Origin of the sequence: Streptomyces sp. NPDC015125 (genome assembly GCF_043080045.1) — a bacterium.
GTDB lineage: Bacteria > Actinomycetota > Actinomycetes > Streptomycetales > Streptomycetaceae > Streptomyces.
In genome coordinates this window covers 61,885-85,038 of record NZ_JBIBVF010000004.1, presented here as the reverse complement: position 1 = coordinate 85,038, position 23,154 = coordinate 61,885, and the positions used below count along the sequence as shown (strand labels likewise).

General features: G+C 71.6%; 19 protein-coding genes and 1 tRNA gene. 12 read left to right on the top strand and 8 right to left on the bottom strand.

The features are described 5' to 3' along the window. Nucleotides 1-87: 87 nt before the first annotated feature. Nucleotides 88-172, bottom strand: a tRNA-Leu gene (locus tag ACF088_RS12565). A gap of 105 nt (nt 173-277) precedes the next feature. Here ACF088_RS12565 and ACF088_RS12560 point away from each other — a divergent pair. Next, the gene (locus ACF088_RS12560) at nt 278-1,612 is read left to right on the top strand and encodes a DUF2254 domain-containing protein (RefSeq protein WP_392375667.1); all 1,335 of its coding nucleotides are present in this window, start codon (nt 278-280) and stop codon (nt 1,610-1,612) included. Between the two features lie 173 nt (nt 1,613-1,785). On the opposite strand, the gene ACF088_RS12555 is transcribed toward ACF088_RS12560, so the two are convergent. The 4 genes from ACF088_RS12555 to ACF088_RS12540 all read right to left on the bottom strand — a co-directional run bounded on the left by ACF088_RS12555 (nt 1,786) and on the right by ACF088_RS12540 (nt 4,846). Next, entirely contained in the window at nt 1,786-3,381 is a 1,596-nt protein-coding gene (locus ACF088_RS12555) for an aldehyde dehydrogenase family protein (protein WP_392375666.1), read from the bottom strand. 263 nt (nt 3,382-3,644) lie between these two features. Continuing rightward, the gene (locus ACF088_RS12550; protein ID WP_392375665.1) at nt 3,645-3,770 is read right to left on the bottom strand and encodes a hypothetical protein; all 126 of its coding nucleotides are present in this window, start codon (nt 3,768-3,770) and stop codon (nt 3,645-3,647) included. 103 nt (nt 3,771-3,873) lie between these two features. Continuing rightward, nucleotides 3,874-4,251: a chorismate mutase gene (locus ACF088_RS12545; RefSeq protein ID WP_392375664.1), complete on the bottom strand. Its 378-nt coding sequence runs from the start codon at nt 4,249-4,251 to the stop codon at nt 3,874-3,876. A 388-nt stretch (nt 4,252-4,639) separates the two neighbouring features. Then, nucleotides 4,640-4,846 carry a hypothetical protein gene (locus ACF088_RS12540; RefSeq protein ID WP_392375663.1) on the bottom strand — a complete coding sequence of 69 codons (207 nt, stop codon included), beginning with the start codon at nt 4,844-4,846 and terminating at the stop codon, nt 4,640-4,642. Nucleotides 4,847-5,143: 297 nt separating this feature from the next. Between ACF088_RS12540 and ACF088_RS12535 the strand changes: the two genes are divergently transcribed. From ACF088_RS12535 to fdhD, 3 genes are all read left to right on the top strand, one after another. Continuing rightward, a complete protein-coding gene (locus tag ACF088_RS12535) occupies nt 5,144-5,704 on the top strand; it encodes a cysteine hydrolase family protein (RefSeq protein WP_392375662.1) in 561 nt (186 codons plus the stop codon). 415 nt (nt 5,705-6,119) lie between these two features. Next, nucleotides 6,120-7,436, top strand: coding sequence for an FAD-dependent monooxygenase (locus tag ACF088_RS12530; RefSeq protein WP_392375661.1), 1,317 nt, complete (start codon nt 6,120-6,122; stop codon nt 7,434-7,436). A 315-nt stretch (nt 7,437-7,751) separates the two neighbouring features. Continuing rightward, nucleotides 7,752-8,627, top strand: coding sequence for a formate dehydrogenase accessory sulfurtransferase FdhD (fdhD, locus tag ACF088_RS12525; protein ID WP_392375660.1), 876 nt, complete (start codon nt 7,752-7,754; stop codon nt 8,625-8,627). 48 nt (nt 8,628-8,675) lie between these two features. Here fdhD and ACF088_RS12520 read toward each other — a convergent pair whose 3' ends face one another. Beyond that, nucleotides 8,676-9,119, bottom strand: coding sequence for a MarR family winged helix-turn-helix transcriptional regulator (locus tag ACF088_RS12520; protein WP_392375659.1), 444 nt, complete (start codon nt 9,117-9,119; stop codon nt 8,676-8,678). Between the two features lie 208 nt (nt 9,120-9,327). On the opposite strand from ACF088_RS12520, the gene ACF088_RS12515 reads away from it, so the two are divergent. Together ACF088_RS12515 and ACF088_RS12510 are read left to right on the top strand one after the other, a co-directional pair. Beyond that, nucleotides 9,328-10,269 carry a zinc-binding alcohol dehydrogenase family protein gene (locus tag ACF088_RS12515; RefSeq protein WP_392375658.1) on the top strand — a complete coding sequence of 314 codons (942 nt, stop codon included), beginning with the start codon at nt 9,328-9,330 and terminating at the stop codon, nt 10,267-10,269. A 373-nt stretch (nt 10,270-10,642) separates the two neighbouring features. Continuing rightward, a complete protein-coding gene (locus tag ACF088_RS12510; protein WP_392375657.1) occupies nt 10,643-12,619 on the top strand; it encodes an exo-alpha-sialidase in 1,977 nt (658 codons plus the stop codon). A 122-nt stretch (nt 12,620-12,741) separates the two neighbouring features. Here ACF088_RS12510 and ACF088_RS12505 read toward each other — a convergent pair whose 3' ends face one another. Continuing rightward, nucleotides 12,742-13,881 carry a bile acid:sodium symporter family protein gene (locus tag ACF088_RS12505; RefSeq protein ID WP_392375656.1) on the bottom strand — a complete coding sequence of 380 codons (1,140 nt, stop codon included), beginning with the start codon at nt 13,879-13,881 and terminating at the stop codon, nt 12,742-12,744. Nucleotides 13,882-14,046: 165 nt separating this feature from the next. Here ACF088_RS12505 and ACF088_RS12500 point away from each other — a divergent pair, with 165 nt between their 5' ends. The 4 genes from ACF088_RS12500 (at nt 14,047) to ACF088_RS12485 (ending at nt 19,254) form a co-directional block, all read left to right on the top strand. Beyond that, nucleotides 14,047-14,910, top strand: a complete 864-nt coding sequence (locus tag ACF088_RS12500) for a LysR family transcriptional regulator (RefSeq protein ID WP_392375655.1) — start codon at nt 14,047-14,049, stop codon at nt 14,908-14,910. A 375-nt stretch (nt 14,911-15,285) separates the two neighbouring features. After that, the gene (locus ACF088_RS12495) at nt 15,286-17,112 is read left to right on the top strand and encodes an AMP-dependent synthetase/ligase (protein ID WP_392375654.1); all 1,827 of its coding nucleotides are present in this window, start codon (nt 15,286-15,288) and stop codon (nt 17,110-17,112) included. 301 nt (nt 17,113-17,413) lie between these two features. Next, entirely contained in the window at nt 17,414-18,247 is an 834-nt protein-coding gene (locus ACF088_RS12490) for an aldo/keto reductase (protein WP_392375653.1), read from the top strand. A 215-nt stretch (nt 18,248-18,462) separates the two neighbouring features. After that, the gene (locus ACF088_RS12485; RefSeq protein ID WP_392375652.1) at nt 18,463-19,254 is read left to right on the top strand and encodes a VOC family protein; all 792 of its coding nucleotides are present in this window, start codon (nt 18,463-18,465) and stop codon (nt 19,252-19,254) included. Between the two features lie 207 nt (nt 19,255-19,461). Here ACF088_RS12485 and ACF088_RS12480 read toward each other — a convergent pair whose 3' ends face one another. Beyond that, nucleotides 19,462-20,370: a class I SAM-dependent methyltransferase gene (locus ACF088_RS12480; protein ID WP_392375651.1), complete on the bottom strand. Its 909-nt coding sequence runs from the start codon at nt 20,368-20,370 to the stop codon at nt 19,462-19,464. 119 nt (nt 20,371-20,489) lie between these two features. Between ACF088_RS12480 and ACF088_RS12475 the strand changes: the two genes are divergently transcribed. Together ACF088_RS12475 and ACF088_RS12470 are read left to right on the top strand one after the other, a co-directional pair. Continuing rightward, nucleotides 20,490-21,617 (top strand): DUF1266 domain-containing protein, encoded by a 1,128-nt coding sequence (locus tag ACF088_RS12475; protein WP_392375997.1) that lies wholly within the window; start codon nt 20,490-20,492, stop codon nt 21,615-21,617. A gap of 153 nt (nt 21,618-21,770) precedes the next feature. Further along, nucleotides 21,771-23,150, top strand: a complete 1,380-nt coding sequence (locus ACF088_RS12470; protein WP_392375650.1) for a cryptochrome/photolyase family protein — start codon at nt 21,771-21,773, stop codon at nt 23,148-23,150. Nucleotides 23,151-23,154: the final 4 nt, after the last annotated feature.

The window sequence follows — 23,154 nt, the reverse complement described above, 5'->3', positions numbered from 1 at the left end:
CTCTTTTGCATGTCGAGAATCCTCGACATGCAAAAGAGGGTCGTGACCCGGGAGTCACGACCCTCTTCTGCATGTACTTATGAAACGTGTCCGAGGGGGGACTTGAACCCCCACGCCCGATAAAGGGCACTAGCACCTCAAGCTAGCGCGTCTGCCATTCCGCCACCCGGACTAGGTGTGATCTTCACGGGGCGTTCCCCGCGGCGACATGGACAACAATACCAAGGTTTCGGAGTGCCTTTCACCTGCATATCCGTCCGCCACATAACCTCGATTTATGGGCAATGAGGGACATGTCGCGCATATCAGTGGTCCGCGCAGGCCACGGGCGCTCTCGCCGCTGCGGGAGCACCTGCGGGACACCTTCTGGTTCGCGCCGACCGCGGGGCTGCTGTGCGCGGTGCTGCTGTGGTGGGCGGCGTCGGCGCTCGACCTCAAGATCATCGAGTTGCTCCAGGGTGCGCACGCGTACGGGGCGGTCCGGGAACTGGTCTCGATCGCCGAGGACACCAAGACGATCGTGACGACGATCAGTTCGGCGATGATGACCTTCATCGGTGTGGTGTTCAGCATCTCCCTGGTCGCGGTGCAGATGGCGAGCGGTCAGCTCACACCGCGGGTGGTGCGGATCTTCATCCGGAGCCGGATCACCAAGCTCACGCTCACGGTCTTCCTGGCGACCTTCCTCTTCTCGCTGCTGGTGCTCACCTCGTACGAGAGCGAGACCGATGTCCGGCAGGTCACCTCGGTGCCTGTGGTGCAGAGCCTGCTGACGATGGTGCTGGTGGGACTCAGCCTGATCCTGTTCGTCGCCTATGTGTCGGCCACTTTGCGGTTGATGCAGGTGGGGCCGGTGGTCGACCGGATCACCCGGGAAGCGCTGCGGATGCTGGCGCGGCAGGGCACGGGTGGGGAAGACGGAGCGGACGGGGTTCTTCTTGCACCCGAGACGGGGCGGATCGCGCACGAGGGGCGGGCCGGGGTCGTCCGGGATGTGCATGTGGCGCGGCTGGTGCGGGTGGCGCGGCGGCAGGGGGTCGTCCTGCGGCTGATCCCGCGGATCGGTGACTTCGTGATGCCGGGGACGCCGGTGCTGGCGGTGCACGGCGGAGCGCCGCCGCCGCGGCGGGCGCTGCGGTACACGGTGTCGGTAGGGGTGGAGCGCACCTTTCACCAGGATCTCGGGCTCGGGCTGCGGCAGCTGTCGGACATCGCGCTGCGGGCGCTGTCACCGGCGGTGAACGATCCGACCACGACCGTGCAGTGCCTCGACCGGATCGTGCAGATTCTGGCGGCGGTGGTGAAACGGCCGCTCGGGGCGGTGCACCACCGGGATCGCCGAGGGGTGGTGCGGCTGGTGCAGAACGTTCCCGGCTGGGCGGATCTGGTGGACCTGGGGCTGACCGAGGTCCGGGTGGCCGCGGTGCACAGTCCGCAGGTGACCCGGCGGATCGTGGCGGGGATCGGTGATCTCCTGCTGCTCGCGCCGGAGGGACGACAGGCGCCACTGCTGCGGCACCGCACGCTCCTGTTGCAGGCGGTGGAACGTGCGGTGCCGACGGCCGCGGACCGGCGGTTCGCCTTGCACCCCGACCGGCAGGGGATCGGGTAGGGCGTGTCGTCCAGTGGCAGCCCCCTGCCGGACCGCCACGGGGCTGCTGCAAGCCCGCCGTGGCCCGTCGGGCCGGTTCCGAGGCTGACCGCCGGTGCGACAGTGCGGCGGGCCACCGGCGCGGCGGTCGGCCGTGCGCGGCTCTTCAGCGGTTCAGCGGTTCAGCGGTGCGGCTATGGCATCAGGTGGTAGTCGGGGAAATTGCCCGGCAGCCGCTCGGTCGCCGGTCCCTCGGTCACCGCGCGGACCAGGAGTTCGCCACCGACGAAGGCACCGCTCCAGGAGTTGCCGAAGCCGCCGAAGAGCTCATCGCGGTCGCCGCGGGAGCGGGGCTTGCCGTGGCCGACCTTGAAGGCCCGGATCTGCGGGGCGAGACGGTCGTAGGTGTCCTTGTCGTCGCAGGACAGGCTGGCGACCAGGGCGCCGTTGCTGGCGTTCATGGCGGCGAGGAGTTCGGCCTCGGTGTCGACGAGAACGAGCGTGTCGACGGGGCCGAAGGGCTCGGCGTGGTGGAGCGGGGAGGAGGAGGGCGGGGCCAGGAGGGTGGTGGGCGGGAAGTACGCCGAGGTGTCCTGGGAGGGCAGGAAGCGGCCGTCGGCGAGGCTGCCGCAGTGCAGGGGAACGGCGCCCCGGGAGATCGCCTCGGTGGTGAGGTCGGCGAGTTCCTTGGCCTTGGCGGCGTTGATCAGCGGGCCGAAATCGAGTTCGGGGAGCGGGTCGGCGGGGTCGGCGACGGCCAGCGGGTGGCCGAACCGGACGCTGCGTACGGCCGGGAGGTATGCGGCGAGGAAGTCGGCGAAGGCCTCGCGCTGGACGACGAAGCGGGGGTAGGCGGTGCAGCGCTGTTTGGCGTAGTCGAAGGTCTTGCGCACCAGGGGGGTCAGGGACTGCCAGTCGGTGTAGTTCCAGATGCCCCAGGTGTTGAGGCCCTCTTGTTCGAGGATGTGGCGCTTGCCGAGGTCGGCGACGGCGGTGGCGACGCGGGCACCGGTGTCCCGGCCGCCGACGAAGGAGACACAGCCGATTTCCGGCGAGCGGACGAGGGCGGGCGAGAGTTCTTTGCCGCCGCCGCTGACGAGGCTGACCGGGACCCCCTCACGGGCGGCGAGTGCGCAGGCGACGGTGAGACAGACCAGACCGCCGTCGGTGGGGGTCTTGGCGATCACCGCGTTGCCGGCCAGCGCCTGGACGAGCATCGCGTGGATCAGCACCGACATCGGGTAGTTCCAGCTGGCGATGTTGCTGACCGGGCCGGGCAGCGGCGTGCGGTCGTCGAGCATCCGGTCGATCTCGGAGACGTACCAGCGGACGCCGTCGATGGCGCGGTCGACATCGGCCTGTGCGAGCTTCCAGGGCTTGCCGATCTCCCAGACGAGCAGCAGCGCGAGCAGTTCGCGGTGCTGGGTCAGCGCGTCGAGGGTGGCGGAGATCCGGGCCTTGCGTTCGGTCAACGGGACGTGGCGCCAGGCCCGGTGCTGGTCGAGACAGGCGCGTACGGCGTGCAGCGCGGCATCCGCGTCGAGGCGGGGCGGGCCGGCGATGGGGGTGTTGTCGAGGGGACTGGTGGCGGGCAGCGGGTTACCGTCCGGATGCCAGGCGGCGGCCCAGAGGTTGAGGGCCTGGTCGTCGCGGAAGGCTTCGGGGGCCGCGGCCAGGCTGCGCTGCCAGGCGTCCTGCCAGGACGTTCCGGGTTTGCGGCAGAGTGTCGGGGCGGGCGCGGGGTGCTCGTTCCGCTGCGGGTTCGAGGTGGATTCGGTGGTGGGGGCCATCGGATGTCTCCGCTCTCGGTGCACGGCCGGAGGGGCAGGGTCATGGCGCTCGGGCGGCTCCCGGAGGAACCGTGTTACTGGACGGTAGTGGGCAGGGTGGCACCGCGGGACGGTCCGGCGTCAGGTATGGCGAGTGTCACTCGGCGCGGGCGACGGGGCCAGCGGAGTGAGGCGACCGCGTGGCCCCCGGCGGCGGCACGGACCTCCCGCGGGCTGCGGGCGCTCCCGGCGTCCGGCACCAACACGGCGTGGCGGGCGCACAGTTACGGCAAGGGCAGCAGCAACTGGTTGCGGGCGGGGACGGCGCTGGGCGTGCCGATCGTGCCGCGTGCGGGGTCCACGCCGATGGCGGGGTGGTCCGGTACCGGTTCCTCGACGTGGCCGGTCAAGCGGTCCGCCGCCTCGCGGTCGGGCGCTCCGGCTCCGGATACGCGACGAGGGTGGGCGATGCCGCGATGGCACCGCCCACCCTCGTCGGTCGTGCGTACGGGCTCAGCCGGCTGCGGGCTCGGCGGGCTCCCCCGCCCCCTCCTGCGTGCGGTCGGCGATCGCCCGGTGGTGACGGACGACCTCCCCGATGATGAAGTTGAGGAACTTCTCGGCGAATGCCGGATCGAGCTTGGCGTCCTCGGCCAATCGGCGCAGCCGCTCGATCTGCGCGGCCTCCCGGGCCGGGTCGGCGGGCGGCAGACTGTGAAGGGCCTTGAGCTCGCCGACCTGCTGGGTGCACTTGAAGCGCTCGGCGAGCAGATGCACCAGGGCGGCGTCGAGGTTGTCGATGCTGCCGCGCAGATAGCTCAGCCGTTCACGGGCCGCCTCGTCGGCGATGGCGGCCGCTTCGCCGCCCGCCGGTGCTGTCCCCTCGCTCATGTGCGTCTCGCCATTCGTGATCGGTCGGTACCTGGTGCGGTGTCGTGCTGCTGGTGCTTCATGTCTTGATCGAGTGCACATTACCCGGCCGGTGGCCGGCGGCCGGGCCGGTCTCGCGGATCGGACCGGAGGGGCCCGGAGGGGACCCGTTCCGGCCGGAGCGGGGAAACCTGGCCGGCCGGAACGGTCCGCGAGACCGCCAAGGTCCGCGAGACCGCCAAGCACGTCTGTGCCTGCCGTACCTCCTCGCCTGCGCGAGCCGCTCGGTGACGGCGGCGTGGTCTCTGCCGGCCCGGAGCCCGGATTCCGCGCCCCGGCCGCCGACAAGCCGTTCTCGGTGCCGGCGCGGCAGGCCGCCGCCGGGCCGTCCGCTGCGCTCGTCGGCACATCATGGGGCCAGGTCCTCGACCATGCGCCGCTTCTTCCGTGGTGATCCCCGACGCTGGGCCGGAAAGCGCAGGCGAATCGGCCGGCGCTTGCCGGTCGTGACGGCTCGGGAAGCCGGTTCGGACTTCCTGGCCCCGAGGGCGAGACGGTAGTGGTCGGCGTCGCGAATCAACTCCCGTAAGCGCAGCTGATGGATCTCGATGTTCATCCTCGCTCCTCCGCAAGCCGGACAGTTCAGCCTGGCCGACTGATGCTGTGGCTTCTCCCAGGGGCAAGGTCAACGCACGGCCTCATCCAGGTGCAGAAGGTGCCGACGATCGGCGATTTCCCGGGCGTGCGGTGCCCTGCTGCTTTGACCGCGCGGGTGTATGCGGAGGCCCTGCCCGGGCAACGGAGGCCCTGCCGGGGCAACGGAACTTCGGTCGGATCCCGGAAATTCCCCACGGCAGCTCGGTGGACTCCCGAGACTTGTTCCTCATTCCCCAGTGAAGAAAGGACGGCAAGCATGACGAACAGCGCCCTCCTCGTGATGGACGTCCAACGGGACATCGTGGATATCGTGGACGACGGCTCCGGATATCTGCCGCGCCTGCGCAGGGCGATCGACGGTGCCCGGACGGCGGGCATCCCCGTGATCTATGTGGTCATCGGGCTACGCCCGGGGCAACCGGACGTCAGCACCCGGAACAGGGTGCTCACCACAGCCGTGCACGATGGCCTGTTCACCGAGGGCGACCACGGCACCGAGATCCACCCCGACGTCGCGCCCCGGCACGGCGACATCGTGGTCACCAAGAGGCGGGGGAGCGCGTTCTCGGGCAGCGACCTCGACCTGGTGCTCAGGGCTCGCGGTATCGACAGCCTTGTTCTCACCGGCATCGCCACCAGCGGTGTAGTGCTGCACACCCTGTGCCAAGCCAACGACTTGGACATCGGCCTCACCGTCCTGGCGGATGCCTGTCTCGACACCGACCCCGAGGTACACCGGGTCCTCACCGGGAAACTGTTCCCGCAGTGGGCGGATGTCGTCGCCGTCGAGGACTGGCGGGAAGCCATCGCCTCGTAAGAGGCCCGCCGAGCGACGGGGACTCCGCTTGCCGAGGTGTGGACCGGGCAATCCCCCTGTCAGCGGACGCCCGGTGGCGGGATCCCCCACAGAACCCGCCACCGGGCCGTTCTTCACGGGACGCGGCGCTCGGCCGGCCCCGGGGTCCACGGCGCTGCCGGTGCCCCAGCTCAGGCACATACCCAGGCCGCCGCCCGGCCACCCCTCTTTCAGGCCACCCCTCCTTTAGGCCACCCCTCCTTTAGGGGAGGGACCGGACGGGTAGCGGTGCAGGGGCTGTGCAGGGGGCGGATTCGGTGGCCGTGCCGAGGGCCGGACGCACCCTGCGAAGACGACGCGCCCTGCGAAGATGTGCCCGGTCACACCAGGCAGCCGACCGACCATCGGCGCCGGACAACGCAGGGGGTATCCGCGTATGAGCAGGGACCGCATCCGCATCTCAGGGGCCGACGTCGCCGTCGTGGGCGGCAGCATCGCCGGTTGCGCCACGGCACTGGCCGCACACCGGGCCGGCGCGGGCCGGGTCACCGTGTACGAACGCACCACCGGCCGCCTCGCGGACCGCGGTGTCGGCCTCGCGATGCACAACACCCGGTACGCCGAGCTTGCCGCCGCCGGATATCTGGACACCACCATGCCATGGGTGCAGTTGACCACCCGTCGCTGGTACGTACGCGACGGCGCCGTGCCGCTCGGCCGCCGGATCGGCGCGCTGCCCTTCCCGTTCCGCTCGTACTGCTGGGGGCCGCTCTGGCAGGAGTTACGGCGGCGGCTGCCGGGGGACACCGTCTTCCGGTCGGGGGTACGGGTGGACGCGGTCAGCGACGCGGCGGACGGCGCCACCGTCCATCTCGGCGGCGGCGAAGGAAGCAGAGCAGGCGAGGGTGGTGCGGGCAGCGGCGAACGGCGCCGCGGCAACGGCAGCAGCCGCCGTACGGAGCGCTTCGACCTGGTCATCGGCGCGGACGGCTACCGTTCGGTGGTCCGCGAGACTGCGTTCCCCGGCGTGCGGCCCAGCTATGCCGGCTACCTCGCCTGGCGCGGCGCGGTCCCGGCCGACCGGCTGACGGCGCTCAGCTTCCCCGGTCTGCCGGCCGACCCCTGGGCGGAAGAGGACTGCATCTACGGCGTCTTCCCCGGCGGCCATGTCATCATCTACCGCATCCCGGACGGCCAGGGGGGCCACCGCGCGAACTGGGTCCTGTACACCGCCCCGCCCACCGGCCTCGACCTGGGACTCGACACCCCCACCAGCCTGCCGCCGGGTACCCTCACCGACGCCCTGCACGCCCATTTCACCTACGTCACCGACGAGTTGCTGCCGCCCTACTGGGGCGGGCTGATGCGACTGACGCCACGCCAAGAAGTGTTCATCCAGCCGATGTACGACTTCACCGCGGCGCGCTACACCGCCGGCCGGCTGCTGCTCGCGGGCGATGCGGCCACCGTTGCCCGCCCGCACACCGGCGCCGGTGCGGTCAAGGCGCTGCAGGACGCCGCTGCCCTGGAGACCGCGCTGCGCGCCGTACCGGAACGGCCCGACGCGCTCACGGCATACGGGGCCGAGCGCGGCGCGACCGGCCGGACGATGGTCGAGCTGGGGCGCCGACTGGGGCGGACCCTGGTCCAGGACACCCCGGACTGGCGGACGCTGGACCAGGCCGGTCTGGAGGCCGCCTGGGCCGCGGCCGACGGCTCGGGCGCATTCGGCGGCCGTGAGCTGAAGAGCTGACACCCTTCCGGGCACCACGCGCCGCCGGCCGACCGTCCGGCTGCCTGGCCGGCTGACCGGCCGGCCGGTCAGCCGTGCCTGTGGCGCGTGGTGCGACGCCGGCCGCCGCCCCGCAGTCCCCGCACTCCCCGCACTCCCCGTGCAGGAGAATGGGAACGTCGAGGTCACTTCGCCGCACACCTCCGGTGACCACGGCGGCAACCACTGCACCGAGCAGCGCCGAACAACACCAAGCAACACCAAAGGGCTGCTTCGGCTCTCCATACAGACACCACCGGGGCCACTCCGGCCCGGTGAGGACGGGACTGATCAGACATGGGACGGGTCACCGAGCGACGCCGCGTCATCCGCATCCGCGACGGTGCCGTGAGCACCCGCCCGGACACCCTCGTCGCCGAGGAGCCGCTGGAGATACGGCTCGGTGGCAAACCGCTGGCGATCACCATGCGCACACCGGGCGACGACTTCGCGCTCGCCGCCGGTTTCCTCGTCAGCGAAGGCGTGCTGGCGAGCGCCGACGAACTGGCGAACATCGTCTACTGCGCGGGGGCGACGGCGGACGGGGAGAACACCTACAACGTCGTGGACGTCCGGCTCGCGGACGGGGTCCCCGTCCCGGAGATCACCTTGGAGCGCAACGTCTATACGACGTCGTCGTGCGGGCTGTGCGGCAAGGCCAGCCTGGACGCGGTGCGCACCACCACCCGCTGGCCCCTGACCTCCTCCCCCGCCGCCCCGGTCGGTATCGACCCGATCCGTATCGACCCGGCGACCCTCGCCGCCCTCCCCGACCGGCTGCGGGCCGCTCAGCGGGTGTTCGAGCGGACCGGGGGCCTGCATGCCGCGGCGCTGTTCACGACGGACGGTGAGCTGCTCGACATCCGGGAGGACGTGGGGCGGCACAATGCCGTCGACAAGATCGTGGGGCGGGCGCTGCAGCAGGGGCGGCTGCCGCTGTCGTCGAGTGTGCTGATGGTCTCCGGCCGGGCGTCGTTCGAGCTGGCGCAGAAGGCCGTGATGGCGGGCATTCCCGTGCTGGCCGCGGTCTCGGCGCCCTCCTCGCTCGCCGTCGATCTGGCCGCCGAGACCGGGCTGACCCTGATCGGGTTCCTGCGCGGCTCCTCCATGAACGTCTACGCGGGTGAGCACCGCATCGCCCTGCCCGCAGGGGCCGCCACGCCGCCGGCCTGAGGCCACGCGCCGCCGCTCGTGGACAGAGCCGGCTTCGGAAACAGGTACTCACTCCTCCGGGAGCGCGATGCGGGTCAGCAGCACGACCAACTGCTCGCGTTCGGCCGCAGTCAGGCCCGCGGTCAGTTCCGCGTTGGCCTCGTCACCGAGCTGCTGGGTGCGCCGCAGCCGCCGCCGGCCGTCGGCGGAGATCTCGATGGCGTTCTTGCGCCGGTCCCGGGGATCGGGGCTGCGGGTCACCAGCCCGTCCCGCTGCAGCTCGTTGACGATCGCGACCATGTCCTTGGGGTCGATACGCAGCGTCCGGCCCAGCTCCGCCTGGGAGACCGGGCCGAGTTCCTCGACCGCCGACAGGACGGCGTGGTGCATCATCCGCATGCCTTCGCCGGCCAGGGCATCGGCGACGAGGCGGTGGCCGCGGGCGGCGGCGCGGCCCAGCAGCCAGCTGGGGAGCGCGCGGATACGACTGGGGGCGTAGGGGGTGTCGGGCATGGCGCCACCGTACCGAGCATTCCATTGGCGAGCCCAACGGAAACCATTGGCGGCACCAACGATTCCCGCTATCGTTGGGTGCCCCAATGAAATCCGGTCGGTGCGTGCCGCCGGCGACCGCGCAGCCAGCTGTCCGGCTGCCCGCCTGCCGCCGTGCACGCTGCACCGTGCACCGTGCACCGATCGACGAACCCGGAGGTCTCTGCCCATGCGCCGCGTCCGATTCCATACCTACGGGGGCCCCGAGGTCCTGTGTGTCGAGGAGGCCGAGGCACCGGTGCCCGGCCCCGGTGAACTGCTGGTGCGCACGGAGGCGATCGGGGTCACGCTGCCGTGCGTACGACGGGTGCGCGGGGACGGCAAGGGCGGCGGCGATCCGCTGCCCGCCATGCCCGGCGGCGAGATCGCCGGTGTGGTCGTCGCCGTCGGCCCGGACGTCACCGGCTTCACCCCCGGCGACCGCATCACCTCGCTCACCCTCACCGGCTCCTACACCGAACTCGCCCTCGCGCCCGCCTTTCTGGCGAGCCGGATACCGGACGGCGCCGACGCCGTGCAGGCGGTGGCGCTGGTGCGCGGCGGCCAGGTCGCGCTCGCCGCGCTCAGCACCGCGGCACCGCAGGCCGCCGAGTCCGTGCTGATCACCGGCGCGGCCAGTGGCACCGGGCATCTCGCCGTCCAACTGGCCAAGCTCCAGGGGGTGCCGCGGGTGGTGGCCGCCGTCGGCTCGCCCGCCAAGGCGGAGTTCCTGTACGGGCTGGGGGCCGATGAGGTGGTGGTCTACGACCAGGAGTCCTGGGGCGAGCCGGTCGATATCGTCCTGGACGGCGTCGGCGGCGAGCTGCTGCCGCGCGCACTGGCCGCGCTGGCTCCCGGTGGCCGGCTGATCTTCTTCAACTCCGGTGGCGGAACGGTCCCGGCGTATGCACTGCTGGCGGGCGACAAGACCGTCACCGGGCTGACGATGCGCCGCTTCTCCACCGTCCACCGGGAGCTGTACGAGCAGCACCGGGCGCGGCTGTGGGAACTTGCCGGGTCCGGCACGCTGCGGGCCACGGTCCATGCCGAACTGCCCCTGCACGAGGCCGCGAAGGCACACGAGATCATCGAGGCCCGGGCCAACCTCGGGAAGGTGGTACTGCGGCCGTGAGGCGCGGCGGTCGCGGGGCACCGCGGTCGTGAGGCACGGCGGTCGCGGGACAGCTGCGGTCGCGGGGCACCGCGGTCGTGAGGCACGGCGGTCGCGGGGCGCTCCGGCCGTGAGGCGCGGCGGTTGCGGGGGGCACCTGCGGAACACCGGGCACACGCGGCGCTCCCGGCCCTCGCACGGCACGGGGCGCACCCGGCGCAGTGCCTGCGGGCCGGGAGAGTGAATCGGAAGAGTGAATTACGGCCGCGGCGCGGAGAACCCGCGCACGCTCCTTGTCGCGGTCCGCACGCGGCAGTAGCTTCCCTCGCGATGCACATAGGACGTGGGATGTCCTGATGACCCGACGCCGATGCCTCGAAGGGCAGGCCGGACCATGACGTCAGTTCTCCGCGCACACCCCAGCCCCCGCAGCAGACCCCGGTGCCGCCGCGCCGCGGCCCTGCTCACCACGCTGACCGCCACCGCCCTCGCCCTCCTGCCGACCGCCCCCGCACACGCCACGCCTGACCGGGCATCGGGCAGCACCCGTGCCGCCGCCGCGGCGCCCTCCCCCGCCGGTGGCTTCGACCAGCAGATCCTCTTCAAAGCGTCCGAGGAACACGGCTACTTCTGCTTCCGTATACCGGCCGTCGTGAAGTCCGTGCGCGGCACCCTCCTCGCGTTCGCCGAGGGCCGGCGGCACGACTGTGGTGACGCGGGCGATATCGACCTCGTCCTCAAGCGCTCCACCGACGGCGGCCGGACCTGGGCACCGCTCCAGGTCATCAACCACGGCAACGGCGACACCCACGGCAACCCGGCGCCCCTCGTGGACCGCCGCACCGGCCGGATCGTGCTCGCCGAGACCTACAACAAGGGCCGCGCCGACGGCCTCAGCTGCGAGGTCCCCTGTGACCGCACCCCGCACCTCCAGTACAGCGACGACGACGGCGCCACCTGGTCCGCGCCCCGGGACCTGACCGCCGCCGTCCGTCCCCCGCAGTGGAATTCGTGGTACGCCACCGGGCCCCTGCACGGCATCCAGCTCACCCGCGGACGGCACGCGGGCCGGCTGGTGTTCGGCATCAACTCCGAGAGCTACGCGGACAACCGGGTCACCGCCAACCACGCCGCCCTGGTCCACAGCGACGACGGCGGCGCCACCTGGAAGGTCGGCGCACTGGACACCTGGCCCATCGCCGCAGACGGCACGTTCCGTCAAAAACCTTCGGAGATGGCGCTCCTGGAACGCTCCGACGGCTCGGTCTACGTCAACGGGCGGGAACAGGACGGCACCGATCTGGGCCACCGCACCGCGGCGGTCAGCCGTGACGGCGGCAACTCCTTCGCCGCCCCGTTCCGCGCCCTCCCCGACCTCTACGCCCCGATGGTGCAGGGCTCGGCGCTACGGCTGACGCACCCGCACGCCGGCCGCAGCCGCACCCTGTTCGCGGCGCCCGCCGACCCCGACCGGCGCCGGACCATGACCATCCGCTCCTCCTGGGACGAGGGCCGCACCTGGGAGAGCGTCGACCGGGGCGCCCGGGTCACCACCGACTGGTCCGGCTATTCGGACCTGGTCGCCGTCTCCGACGAGGTCACCGGCCTGATGTACGAGGGCGGCGCGGCCGACGCCCGGGACGAGATCCGCTTCGCCCGCTTCACCGAGGACTGGCTCGGTCCGCGCCGCGGCCCCGATCCCACGACCCGCGACGCCGCCCCGGGCGCCCGGCCGGCCCTCGTCCTGGGCGGCGCCCGGACCACCGGCGGCCGTTTCGGCCAGGCGCTGTCCTTCGACGGCACCGACGATGCGGTACGCCTCCCCTACCGCGGTGCCCTCCCGCTCGGCGCCCACGACTTCACCTGCAGCCTGTGGTTCCGTTATGACGCCACCACCGGCGAACAGCCGCTGTTGTGGATGGGCGGGGTGGGCGCCAAGTCCCCGCAGGTCGCGGTGGAAGGCGACCCCGGCCACGACCGGATCACCGCCCGCGTCACCGCCGTCAACGGCCCCGCACCGGCCGCCACCGCCCAGGCCGTGACCCACGACGGGTACAACGACGGGAACTGGCACCATCTGGCGCTGCGCCGCACGGGTGGCCGGCTGCTGCTCACCGTGGACGGCGGGGAGACCACCGTCGTCCCCGATGTCCCGGGGTCGGTCAGCCGCGGCTCGGTCTTCGGCGTGCACCTGGGGCAAAGGCCCGACAGCCGCGCCCAGTTCACCGGCGCGCTGGACGAGGTACGCGTCTACCGACGGGCCCTGACCGACACCGAACTGTCCGGCGTCCGCAGTGACAACGGCCCGGTGAGCGGTCCGCTGGTCCTGGGGCTGTCGCTGGACCGGGTGGGCGGGGGTACGAAGCACTGAGCGCACCGGCCGGCGAGGCACGAGGGCCTGGCGCCTGCCCGACGCCACCGCGGCGGGCAGGCCTCGGGCCCCCTCCCTCTCAGCCCTCTCAGCCCCGCGCCCCGTTCAGCCCCGCGCTCCGCTCAGCCCCGCGCCCCGTTCACCACCGCCTTGCCGGCGGCCTCCGCCTCGGCCGCGCCGCCCCTCCCGGTTCCCGCCGCTGCCGGCGCCGGCTGCGCCTCTCGCGCTTCCCGTACTTCGTGTGCTTCCTGCGTCTCCTCAGCCCCCTGTGGCCTCTGTGGCCTCTGTTGGCTCTGTGCCGCGTAACGCTTCGCCAGGACCGCACACACCATCAGCTGCAGCTGGTGAAAAAGCATCAGCGGCAGCACGGCGAGTCCGGCCTGCGCGCCGAAGAGCACGCTGGCCATCGGCAGCCCGGCCGCCAGGCTCTTCTTGGAGCCGGCAAAGGTGATCGCGATCCGGTCCTCACGGGGGAAGCCGAGCCGCTTCGCACCGTAGGAGGTGGCGGTCAGCATCACCGCGAGCAGCACGGCCTCCACGCCCAGCAGACAGAGCAGCCGCAGGCCGGAGACCTGGTGCCAGATGCCCTCGACCATGCCGGCGCTGAAGGCGGTGTAGACGACGAGCAGGATCGAGCCGCGGTCCACAAAACCGAGGAACCTCCCGTGAACGGTGAGAAAGCCACCGATCCACCGCCGCAGCAGCTGCCCGGCGATGAACGGGAGCAGCAGCTGGCAGACGATCGACAGCAGCGCATCGGCCGAGAAGCCACCGCCGTCCCCGTGCAGGACAAGACCCGCCAGCAGTGGTGTGACGGCGATGCCGACGAGGCTGGAGAACGACCCCGCGCAGATCGCCGCGGCGACATTGCCACGGGCCAGGGAGGTGAAGGCGATCGAGGACTGAATGGTCGACGGCACCAGGCACAGGAACAGCAGCCCCGTGTAGAGGGCGGGCGGCAGGACGTGGGGAACCAGTCCGCGTGCGGCCAGTCCGAGCACCGGGAAGAGCACGAACGTGCAGGCCAGGACCGTGAGATGGAGTCGCCAGTGGCGCAGTCCGGCCATCGCCTCACGGGTGGAGAGACGGGCTCCGTAGAGGAAGAAGAGCAGCGCGACGGCGCCGGTGGAGGTGCCTTCGGTGACGGCGGCGGCCGGTCCGCGGGCGGGCAGCAGGGCGGCCAGGGCGACCGTGCCCACCAGCGCCAGGATGTATCCGTCCACGGGCAGCCAGGAGGGGAGCTTGGGCAAAGGGCGGCGCATGGTCTCTCTTCGGTCGTTCGGCGGCTCACGGGCGGGTGGCATGGCCACGGCCCCCTCAAGGGTGCCCGGAACCATGGAAATCGGGAATCCCTCTTACCGTGGTCACTGTTATTACGCTGCGCGATAAGAGTCGTGGCAGAGCCGGACGGCAGAGGCGGAGGGACCGTGTTCGAACCCGCGCAGTTGCGCACCTTTCTCGCCGTGGCGCAGACACTGAGCTTCACCCAGGCCGCGCACCGGCTCGGGCTGCGGCAGTCGACCGTGAGCCAGCACGTGCGGAAGCTGGAGGACGCCGCCGGGCGCCGGCTGTTCACCCGGGACACCCATGCCGTGGAGCTGACCGAGGACGGCGAGGCGATGCTCGGCTTCGCCCGCACGATCCTGGAGGCCAACGAGCGGGCCGCGAGCTTCTTCGCGGGGACCCGGCTGCGCGGCAGGCTCCGCTTCGGTGCCTCGGAGGACTTTGTGCTGACCCGGATGCCGGAAGTGCTCGAAGAGTTCCGGCGGGACCACCCCGAGGTCGATCTGGAGCTGACCGTCGAGCTGTCGGGGACCCTGCACGAGCTGCTGGCGGCCGGGCGGCTCGACCTCGTGCTCGCCAAGCGGCGCCCGGACGAGGCGCGCGGACGGCTGGTGTGGCGCGACCGGCTGGTGTGGGTGGGCGCCGAGCGGCTGCGCCTCGATCCGCAGCGCCCGGTCCCGCTGGTCGTCTACCCGCCACCCGCACTGACCCGCGCCCGGGCGCTGGAGGCGCTGGAGCATGCGGGCCGGGAGTGGCGGATCGCCTGCACCAGCGGAAGTCTCAATGGACTGATCGCCGCAACTCGGGCAGGTCTGGGCGTGATGGCACATACGAGGGGCATGATCCCGCCAGGTCTGGTCCGGATTCAGCCACGTGCCGGGCTGCCGGAACTCGGCGGAGTGGAGTTCGTTCTGCTCCATGGGCAGCGCAACCGCGCGGCACGTGGCCCGGCAGAGGCTCTCGCGGACGCAATCCTGGCGGGCGGCGACCGGCTGCAGCTTCCCTAGGACTTCCCGACGGCTGTCTGCAGGTCGCGGGAGGCGCCTCCACGCGGCACTCCGGGGCGGATCGGGGCACGCCCCGCCCCCGGCCCATGGCCTCGGCCCACGGCCCACGGCGCAAGCCCTGGTCAGGGGCTCGGCACCGAGCGGACCACCGATGCGGTGGCAGGTGCAGAGATTTGGTGCAGATATGGTCCCGGCGTCGTGATCGTCCGGCGTTGAACTTGCTGGATCATGTCCAGGCTTCTCCGAAGTAGCCCGATTTCGACGGTTGGCCAGATCCCGTGCCACCGGATTCACCACGTGGTACGGATCTGCCGGATGCGGTCACGTTGGGGTACGGTCGCGGCCTTGTGAGCAACACCACGAGGAGCTGGGTCATTGCGCGAGTTCACCGTCCCACCTTTGGCGACCGCGCCCCAGGTCGGCGGGCTGGCGGACGTCGTCTACGAGTACGCCGAAGCCGACCCGGAGCGAGTCGCCCTCGCCCGTAAGGACGATGCGGGCAACTGGCAGAACGTCACCGCCGGAACATTCCGGGACGAGGTCATGGCACTGGCCAAGGGCCTGCTTGCACAGGGCGTCCGGTTCGGCGACCGCATCGGCATCATGTCCCGTACGCGCTACGAGTGGACCCTGTTCGACTTCGCGCTGTGGTCGATCGGCGTCCAGTCCGTACCGCTGTATCCGACGTCGTCGGCGGAGCAGGTCTTCTGGATGCTGCACAACGCGGGCGTCTCGGCGTGCCTGGTCGAGCACGAGGACCATGCGATGACCATCGGCTCGGTCATCGACCGGCTTCCCCATCTGCGCAAGCTGTGGCAGCTGGACGCCGACCCGGTGGCCGAACTGACCGCGGCGGGTGCGCATATCGACGACGATGTCGTGCACCGCCACCGGATGGCCGTCACCCCGGACGCCACCGCGACGATCATCTACACCTCCGGCACCACCGGCCGCCCCAAGGGCTGTGTGATCACCCACGCCAACTTCGTGGCCGAGTCCGACAACATGGTGCTCCGCTACGAGAGGGTCTTCCACTCCAAGCCGGGCGACGAGGCGTCCACCCTGCTCTTCCTGCCGCTGGCGCACGTCTTCGGCCGGATGGTGCAGGTCTCCGCGATCCGCGGCCGGGTCAAGCTGGCCCACCAGCCCGAGCTGGCGGCCCGTGCGCTCCTGCCCGACCTGCAGAGCTTCCAGCCGACCTTCATCCTCGCGGTGCCGTACATCTTCGAGAAGGTCTTCGCCGCGGCCCGGCGCCGGGCGGAGGCGGAGGGCAAAGTCGGACCGTTCGACAAGGCCGTCGAGATCGCGGTCCGCTACGCCGAGGCGCAGGAGCACAAGGCCTTCGGCACCGGATCCGGCCCGAGCGCCGCGCTGCGGATGCAGCATCAGTTCTTCGACAAGGTCGTCTACAGCAAGGTCCGGGCCGCGATGGGCGGCCGGGTGCGGCATGCGATGTCCGGCGGTTCCGCGATGGAGCGCCGTCTCGGGCTGTTCTTCGCCGGCGCCGGTGTGCGGATCTTCGAGGGCTACGGCCTGACGGAGAGCACCGCGGCCGCCACCGCCAACCCGCCCGAGCGGACCCGCTTCGGCACCGTCGGCACCCCCGTCCCCGGCACCACCGTGCACATCGCGGAGGACGGTGAGATCTGGCTGTACGGCGGGCAGATCTTCCACGGCTACCACAGCGACCCCAAGGCGACCGATGCCGTGCTGCACGACGGCTGGTTCTCCACCGGTGACCTGGGCGCGCTGGACGAGGACGGCTATCTGACGATCACCGGCCGCAAGAAGGAAATCCTGGTCACCTCCGGTGGCAAGACGGTCTCGCCGGTGGGCCTGGAGGAGCGGGTGCGGGCGCATCCGCTGGTCGCCCAGTGCATCGTCGTCGGCAACGACCGGCCGTTCATCTCGGCGCTGGTGACCCTGGACCCGGAGGCGGTCACGCACTGGCTGGCCATGCGGGAGAAGCCGGAGATGCCGCCGACCGACCTGGTGCGCGACCCGGATCTGGAGACCGAGATCCGGCGCGCCGTGGTCGCCGCCAACACGCTGGTCTCACAGGCCGAGTCGATCCGTACGTTCCGGATACTGGCCAACCAGTTCAGCGAGGAGCACGGGCTGCTGACCCCGTCGCTGAAGCTCAAGCGCAAGGCGATCGAGACGGCGTACCAGGCCGAGGTGGACGCGCTGTACCAGGCGTGACGGGCGGGGACTCTGCTCCCCTGGAGCCTCCGGGTGCCTCCAGGGGGCCTCCAGGGAGAGCGGCCCGCCGGCTGGTGGCGCCCTCACCGGTGCGTTCGCTCTCGGCGAACTCACTGCCCGGCCGCCGCGGCATGCCCCGTACTACCGGCGCTGTGAGCGGGGCCGGGCGGCCCCGCTCACGGCGCGTTCACATGAATACTCCGCATCCCCCTGCATCCCGTCCGCCTGCTGGGGAATGCGCGACCTCGGATGATCGTTGACATCCGTGAACGAGAAAGCCGACGTAAGGATCGATTCCCCCGTGAGCAAGGTTCCCTCCATCACGCTCAACAACGGCGTCGCGATGCCGCAGCTCGGCTTCGGCGTCTGGCAGGTCGAGGACGACCAGGCATTCACCGCCGTCGGCCAGGCCCTGGACGCCGGATACCGCAGCATCGACACCGCGGCGATCTACGGCAACGAAGAGGGCACGGGCAAGGCGCTCGCCGCTTCCGGAATCGCCCGTGACGAACTGTTCGTCACGACCAAGCTCTGGAATGCCGACCAGGGCTACGACTCCACGCTGCGCGCCTTCGACACCTCCCTCAACAAGCTCGGCCTGGAGTATGTGGATCTCTACCTGATCCACTGGCCGCTCCCGTCGAAGGACCTGTACGTCGAGACGTACAACGCCCTGGAGAAGATTCACGCGGAGGGCCGTGCCAAGGCCATCGGTGTCTCGAACTTCCGGCCCGAGCACCTGGAGCGGCTGCTGGGCGAGACCTCCGTCGTCCCGGCGGTCAACCAGATCGAGCTGCACCCGCAGTTCCCGCAGGCCGAGTCCCGCGCCTTCCACGCCCGGCACAACATCGTGACCGAGGCCTGGTCGCCGCTCGGCCAGGGCAAGGGCCTCCTGGAGGACCCGACGATCGCCACGCTGGCCGCCAAGCACGGCAAGACGCCCGCCCAGGTGGTGCTGCGCTGGCACCTCCAGCTCGGCAATGTCGTCATCCCGAAGTCCGTCACCCCTTCGCGCATCGCCGAGAACATCGACGTCTTCGACTTCGAGCTGGCCGACGAGGACCTCGCCGCCCTCGCCGGCCTGGACACCGGCAACCGGATCGGCCCGGACCCGGCCACCTTCGACGTGGCCTGACCGCGCTCCGAAACGGCGCTCCGTACCGGCGCCGCCCGGCTCGTCCGGGCGGCGCCGTTGTCGTACCCGAGTGGCGGGCCCGGCGGACGGCAGGAAGTCTGGAGGGTGAGCGTGGGGCGACCCCGGCGGTATGCCGACCGGGGCCGGTACCCCTCGCTCGGCCCTGCGCCTCCCCCGTGCCCCGGCAGGGGAGGTGCCCCCATCGAGGAGGCACGATGCCTGAAGTCACCTCTCCCTACCAGCCCGGAACGCCTTGCTGGATCGATCTCGCGGCCCCTGACCAGCAAGCCGCCATCGACTTCTACTCCGACGTCTTCGGGTGGACCGGAGAGATCGGGCCCGCGGAGACCGGGGGCTATGCCGTCTGCACGCTGAACGGCAAGCCGGTGGCCGGAATCATGGCCGCCGTCCCGATGGGCGGCCAGCCCGCACCGCCGACCGTGTGGACCACCTATCTGTCGGCCGCCGACGCGGACGCCACCACCGAAGCGGTGAACCAGGCCGGGGGCACACTCCTGATGCCCGTCACCGACGTGATGACGCTCGGCCGGATGTGCATCGCGGCCGAGCCCACCGGAGCGGTGTTCGGCATCTGGCAGCCCATGGACTTCCCCGGCGGCGGCATCGTCAACGAGCCGGGCGCACTGATCTGGAACGAGCTCAACACCACCGACCCGTCCGCCGCCGCCACGTTCTACAAAGCGGCCTTCGGTATCGAGAGCGCCCCCATGGAGGGCGCCGAGAACTACTACGCCCTCACGGTGAACGACCGGCCGGTGGGCGGTATGCAGCCGATGTCCGAACAGATGCCGTCCGGCACTCCCTCACACTGGCTCGTGTACTTCGCGGTGACGGACACCGACGGCACGGTCGACAAGATCACGGCGGCCGGCGGTGCGGCGCTGCAGCAGCCCTTCGACATGGTCGCCGGCCGGATGGCCGTGGTGGCCGATCCGCAGGGCGCGACATTCGCCGTGATCAGCCCGAAGCCGATGAATCAAGGCTGAGGGATCAGGGTGATGGATCAGGGCTGATGGACTGGTGGATCAGGGCTGGTGAGTCAGGGCTGATGAGTCAGGGCTGATCCAGGGCGCCGGAATCCGATGTGCCGTCATGGACGGCTCGCGGCCCGCGATCCGCGGTCCGCGGTCCCGCCGCCCGGCCGATGACCCGGGCGGCGATGGCCCGGCCGACGGCCACGGGGCCGTTGACCGCTACTGCGCACGGGCCGTGTGGACGGTCTGCGCGGACAGCAGGAAGGCATCGGGGCGGCGGGTGATACCGACGGCGTCATCGGGGTCGGCGAGGCGGGCGAGGGTGGTGTGGTCGTCCTCGTCCAGGCGGTCGCCGTACAGGTCGAGACCCTGGGTCAGGGTGTCCTGGACGTAGGCGCGCGCATCCACGGTCAGCGGGGCCGGCAGGTCCAGCAGGAAACTGCGGCTGCACGGGGTGCGCAGACCGGCGTCGGCGAGGAAGGCGGGCCAGTCCTCGGTGTCGTCGACGGCGCCGGGCAGCGCCGCGCGCATCTCCGCGAACCAGTCCTCGCAGGCCGCATCGAGCCGGGACTGCAGCCCCGGGCGCCCGATGCCGATGTCGCGCGGCAGGAAGCGGGGGGCGAGGCCGCCCTCGGAGACGGCAAGCAGCCCGCCGGGCCGCAGATGGGCGGCGAGGGCGGCGACCGCGGCACGCTGGTCGCCGACGTGGTGCAGGGTCCTGGCGGACCAGATGAGGTCGGCGCCGCCGAGGGCGTCGAGTCCGTCCGGGAGTTCGGCGAGATGGGTGTGCACCCGGTCGCCGAGGCCGAGGCGCCCGGCCCGGGCGTGTGCCCGCTCCAGCAGTGCCGCGCCGGCATCCACGGCGACCACTTCGGCGGCGGGGAAGGCCTGAGCCAGCAGACAGCTGGCGACGCCCGGTCCGCTGCCGACGTCGAGCACCCGGTCCACCCCCTGGTCGCCGACCGCGGCCGTCCCGACGAGGAGCTGCCGCAGCCAGGCCGCGGCCTGCTCGTAGACCGGCAAGTGCAGCTCGGCGCCCCGTTCGAGGAGCGGGCCGAACACCTCCCAGTCGATCTGCGCCGTGTCGTGGGGGCCGTGCCCGGGTGCGGGCCGTTCGTCGTTGCTCATGACATCGAGCCTCCGTTACCGGTCGTGCGCGTGCAATCCACGGTGCCGCTCCGGCAGCCCCGGATTCCGACGGGGAAGGGCGCAACCGTAGGGTCTGGCCCGTGGCTACTCCGGGATGGGTGCCGCCGACGGATACCGAGCGGCGGCTGTACGAAGCGGCGGCGCGTGGTGACCGGGACGGTCAGATCGCGGCGATCGCCGGTGAGGATCTGTATTTGGCGGCACCGCAGCAGGGCCAGGACCCGCTGCCCGTCTACGACGACCCGGCGGTGGGTGGTAAGTGCATTCCCGTCCTGACCCGCGGCATGCTGCCGCCGTGGCAGCCGCAGCAGTTCTTCGACCGGGTTTCGCTGGAGGAGCTGGCGGAGGACTGGCCGAACGACACATGGCGGCTCGCGGTCAATCCCGGGACGCCCTGCGCCGCATATCTGACCGCCTCCCCGGCCCACCGCACCGGCTGGATCCAGCGGCGCGCCCAGATCGGAGCACGGCCCGGCGGCCTGCTCGTCACGCACTTCGGCGGTCCGCTGCACGGCCCCGTGGCGCAGGGGCTGGCGTGCGGTGCGCCGCTCGCGGTACACCACAGCGTGCCGTGGAACGAGCTCGGTACGGCCTTCCTCGACCACGCCGCCGACGCACAGACGCTGCGCGAACAGTGGTCGGTGACCGATCCCGCCAGTTGGCAGCTGCGCCTGGACCAGCTGCTCGGCGGGCAGTTCGTACCGGCGGAGACGGAGACGGCGCTGCGGGCGCGGGCCGGCGGCCGCAGCGCCGGGGCCCCTGAGGACACGACGGGCAAGGAGGCGGCTCCGGAGTCCACGGACTCCCCGGACACCACGGCCTCCCAACACACCACGGCCTCCCGGGACACTGCGGACACGCCCGCCGTCCCCGAGCTCGTGACCAGGTACGAAGAGCGGTTCCGCGCCGACGGACTGCTGCCGGCGGACGGCCGGGTCGTGTCCCTCGTCGCGCTGGACCATGCGCATGCCGTCACTCTCGTCCGCTGGGGCCTGGGCGCCCGGCTGTGCGCACCGCAGCAGGCCGAGCAGGCGGTGGCGCAGGCCGGTGCGAGGGCCAGGGAGGTGTACGGCTCGTGGGAGGAGTTCGCCGCGGGCTATGCGCTGGGGCGGATGCTGGCGTTCGACAACGGCTGGTTCGGGCCGCAGTACGCGGAGGCCGTGCACCTGCACCGCGTCCTCACCCAGGACCCGTCCTCGCCGTGGCGCGGTCTGCCCTTCGCTTGACGGGCGCGTCGCTTGAGGGGCGCGTCGCTTGACGGGCGCGTCGCTTGACGGGCCCCTCGCCTGACGGGCCCCTCGCCTGACGGGCGCGTCGCTTGACGGGAGCGCGCCCTCGGCGGGCGGTCGCGGGGTGCGGGTTCGGTGTAGACGTAGGGCATGGATGTAGCGGTTTGCCTGTTCAGCTCCGACCTCCGGCTGCACGACCAGCCGGTGCTGCATGCCGCGCTGCGCTCCGCGGCGCAGGTGGTACCGCTGTTCGTCGTCGATACGGGGGTCGCCGACGCGGGGTTCATGGTGCCCAACCGGGCGGCGTTCCTGGCCGGCGCACTGGCGGATCTCGATGCCGGGCTGCGCGGTTGCGGCGGTCGGCTGGTCATCCGTACGGGGGATGTGGTGACCGAGGCCTGCCGGGTGGCGGCGGAGACCGGAGCCGGCGAGGTGCATCTCGCGGCCGGGGTGAGCGGCTATGCGCTGCGCAGGGAACGGCGGTTGGCCGACGGGCTGGCGGCGGCAGGGCGTGCGCTGGTGATGCACGACGCGGTCATCACGGCACTGCCGCCCGCCGCCGTGCTGCCCTCCGGCCCGGACAAGGACCACTTCGCGGTCTTCACGCCCTACTTCCGGCGCTGGCAGGCCGCGGGGCTGCGGTCGGTGCCGGCCGCGCCGCGGTCCGTACGGGTCCCGGCCGACGTACGGTCCGAGGACCTGCCGTCGGCGGCGGACCTGTGCCCGGGCGGGAAGCCGTCGCCCGCGCTCCCGGAGGGCGGCGAGCGGGCAGGGCGCCGCCGGTTCGGTGCCTGGCAGCGCTCGGGCATGGCCGACTACCAGGACCGGCAGGACGACCTGCCGGGCGATGCCACGTCGCGGCTCTCGCCCTATCTGCACTTCGGCTGCCTCTCGCCGGTGGAGCTGGTGCACAAGGCGTCGGCCCGCCCGGACGCCGGCGCCGCAGCGTTCGTACGGCAGCTGGCCTGGCGGGACTTCCACCATCAGGTGCTGGCGGCCCGCCCCGGCGCGGCGAACGCCGACTATCGCACCCAGGGTGACCGCTGGCGGTACGACGACACCGAGGTGACGGCGTGGAAGGAGGGCCGCACCGGCTATCCGGTGGTCGATGCGGGAATGCGGCAGTTGCTGCACGAGGGGTGGCTGCACAACCGGGCGCGGATGCTGGTGGCGAGCTTTCTGACCAAGACGCTGTATGTGGACTGGCGGGTGGGCGCGCGGCACTTCCTGGATTGGCTGGTGGACGGCGATATGGCGAACAACCAGCTCAACTGGCAGTGGGTGGCGGGGACCGGCACCGACACCCGCCCCAACCGGGTGCTGAATCCGCTCGTCCAGGCCAGACGGTTCGACCCGCAGGGCGAGTACGTACGGCGCTGGGTGCCGGAGCTGGCCGGACTCGCGGGCACGGCGGTGCACCAGCCGTGGAAGCTGACCGGGCCGGAGCGCGCGGCGTACGACTATCCGGATCCCGTGGTGGACCTGGCGGACGGGCTGGTGCGGTTCAGGCGGGCGCGCGGGCTGGAGTAGCCGG

What these genes read in the sequence shown, in the direction of transcription:
- ACF088_RS12515 (WP_392375658.1), top strand. Translation starts at nt 9,328, where the DNA reads ATGCGCCGCGTCCGATTCCATACCTACGGGGGCCCCGAGGTCCTGTGT.
- ACF088_RS12545 (WP_392375664.1), bottom strand. Translation starts at nt 4,251, where the DNA reads ATGAGCGAGGGGACAGCACCGGCGGGCGGCGAAGCGGCCGCCATCGCC.
- ACF088_RS12555 (WP_392375666.1), bottom strand. Translation starts at nt 3,381, where the DNA reads ATGGCCCCCACCACCGAATCCACCTCGAACCCGCAGCGGAACGAGCAC.
- ACF088_RS12485 (WP_392375652.1), top strand. Translation starts at nt 18,463, where the DNA reads ATGCCTGAAGTCACCTCTCCCTACCAGCCCGGAACGCCTTGCTGGATC.
- ACF088_RS12530 (WP_392375661.1), top strand. Translation starts at nt 6,120, where the DNA reads ATGAGCAGGGACCGCATCCGCATCTCAGGGGCCGACGTCGCCGTCGTG.
- ACF088_RS12520 (WP_392375659.1), bottom strand. Translation starts at nt 9,119, where the DNA reads ATGCCCGACACCCCCTACGCCCCCAGTCGTATCCGCGCGCTCCCCAGC.
- ACF088_RS12480 (WP_392375651.1), bottom strand. Translation starts at nt 20,370, where the DNA reads ATGAGCAACGACGAACGGCCCGCACCCGGGCACGGCCCCCACGACACG.
- ACF088_RS12535 (WP_392375662.1), top strand. Translation starts at nt 5,144, where the DNA reads ATGACGAACAGCGCCCTCCTCGTGATGGACGTCCAACGGGACATCGTG.
- ACF088_RS12510 (WP_392375657.1), top strand. Translation starts at nt 10,643, where the DNA reads ATGACGTCAGTTCTCCGCGCACACCCCAGCCCCCGCAGCAGACCCCGG.
- fdhD (WP_392375660.1), top strand. Translation starts at nt 7,752, where the DNA reads ATGGGACGGGTCACCGAGCGACGCCGCGTCATCCGCATCCGCGACGGT.
- ACF088_RS12560 (WP_392375667.1), top strand. Translation starts at nt 278, where the DNA reads ATGGGCAATGAGGGACATGTCGCGCATATCAGTGGTCCGCGCAGGCCA.
- ACF088_RS12505 (WP_392375656.1), bottom strand. Translation starts at nt 13,881, where the DNA reads ATGCGCCGCCCTTTGCCCAAGCTCCCCTCCTGGCTGCCCGTGGACGGA.
- ACF088_RS12540 (WP_392375663.1), bottom strand. Translation starts at nt 4,846, where the DNA reads ATGAACATCGAGATCCATCAGCTGCGCTTACGGGAGTTGATTCGCGAC.
- ACF088_RS12470 (WP_392375650.1), top strand. Translation starts at nt 21,771, where the DNA reads ATGGATGTAGCGGTTTGCCTGTTCAGCTCCGACCTCCGGCTGCACGAC.